Source organism: Armatimonas sp., assembly GCF_043760365.1.
Taxonomy (GTDB): domain Bacteria; phylum Armatimonadota; class Armatimonadia; order Armatimonadales; family Armatimonadaceae; genus Armatimonas.
This window is the reverse complement of record NZ_JAYUPA010000493.1, coordinates 1-1634: the sequence shown is the minus strand read 5'-3', so window position 1 is coordinate 1634 and position 1634 is coordinate 1. Positions and strand designations below refer to the sequence as shown.

2 protein-coding genes are annotated in these 1634 nt (G+C 50.6%); both read right to left on the bottom strand.

Translation table 11 applies throughout. From position 1 onward, the window contains the following. A partial coding sequence (locus tag ACH2EH_RS11595; RefSeq protein WP_395141817.1) for a hypothetical protein occupies positions 1-349 on the bottom strand: 349 nt, incomplete at its 3' end. A gap of 24 nt (positions 350-373) precedes the next feature. Next, positions 374-1375, bottom strand: a complete 1002-nt coding sequence (locus ACH2EH_RS11590; protein WP_395141815.1) for a GntR family transcriptional regulator — start codon at positions 1373-1375, stop codon at positions 374-376. Positions 1376-1634: the final 259 nt, after the last annotated feature.

Here is a 1634-nt window from a genome sequence, read left to right as displayed (position 1 = left end):
CTCCGCCGTCAAGCCGCCAGTCGAAATCCGAACGAGCAAACTCATAGCCAATCCGGTTCCAGATCTCGTAGGTCGCACCTTTGGGGATCGTGATATCGTAGCGCAGCACGGCTCCGCCTTCGGGAACCGCTTTCTCGACTTTGTCTGCCTCGATAGAGACCTGAACCCACTTCTCGCCCGAGAGAAACTCTTTATGCCCCCAGCCTTTTGCCTCTAGGGCGATATTTGCCGTGGCCTGCTCCGCCTCCAGCCAAACGAAATCTGGGTTATTTTGCTGACGTGTTGCGCCTGTGCTGAAGAGCAACAAGAGTAACAAAAATAAAAAGAAACGTCGTTTTCCAGAGTACATTTTGATCTCTTCTCTCAGTCTAAACTAGCTTTTTGAGCTATCTTTCTCTTTCCACTTAGCACCATAGACAGTACAAATTGAAATTTTTTGTGATGAAACCGGTGGAGTTTCACCACGCATTAGTGCCTGAAGCACTTCAAAAAGGCACATGATTATTGCCGTTGGGCTCACTTCCAGGCGCACGAGTTGCTCTTCCCAGCCCAGAAGTGCAGGAGATCCCGCATTTGCATGTGTTGCAATGCGAATCGGGCCATCTAGCGGGATACCTTGCTCATGAAATGCCCCAATTAGTCCTAGAGTCAGCATGTCATCGCGCGAGATGATTCCCTCCGGCCACTCGGAGTGGGGACGTGCTAAGAGTGTACGTCCCCAGAGATAGCCACTCTGCTGCTTGGATAAGTCGTTATGCTCCGACTCAAGCACGACGATACGCGCCCCAAAAGGCAGGAGCGCTTCATGACCAAGGCGAAGAAGCTCCTCATTATCAAAGCCAACCGTGTAGGAGCCTGGCCCCGCAAAAGCGACAAAAGGAAGACTTTGTGTGCGTATCCACTCTGCATCGCATGCATCTAGGCCGATGCTTATGATGCCATGAAACTGCCCCGAGGAAATCTCCTGCTGCTGAGTGTTTGTGAGTGTCCCTGCCTCCTGCCTACTCTCCGAGAAGTAGAACGTAAGCTCTTCTTGCTCTGCCGTCGCATAGCGCTGCGCCTGCTCCAAGAGAAGGCCCCAAAAAGGAGAAGATCCAATTGCACGAAAAAAATCAGGGCGACAGATGAGGGCAATACGGTGGTGAGGAAGGTGTGATGCAACAAATATTCCCACACCATGCTTGCGGACGATAAGGGAGCGAGCTTCAAGCTCGTGAAGCGCATTGTTGATAGTGGCGACACTGGCGGGAAGTATTTCTGAAAGTTCGCGAACAGTGGGAAGCTTTGCTCCAGGGCCGAGACGTTTGACAATTTGAGTGAGCTGCAGACAACTGCTCTGGAGTTTGGTTTCCCGAATGGGACGGTCAAGTGTCATGGTCTTATATTATTCCATAACACTTGACTGCCTGCCAACAAAAAATTAAACCAGTGATGGCACTGCGATTGTCGAAAGACTTATTCTGCAGGGGCTATTTTAATGACCGTTGTTGGCGGTAGCCGCCAGTCTACGGCAATAAGATAAGGTTTTGTTAATGTTCCAAGTTGTCACCGAAAAGCAACCATACTTTTGTACTCCAGTTCAGGCCACACGGAGCCAGATCGCACAAAACTTCGTTTTCCAGGATTTCCCGAGG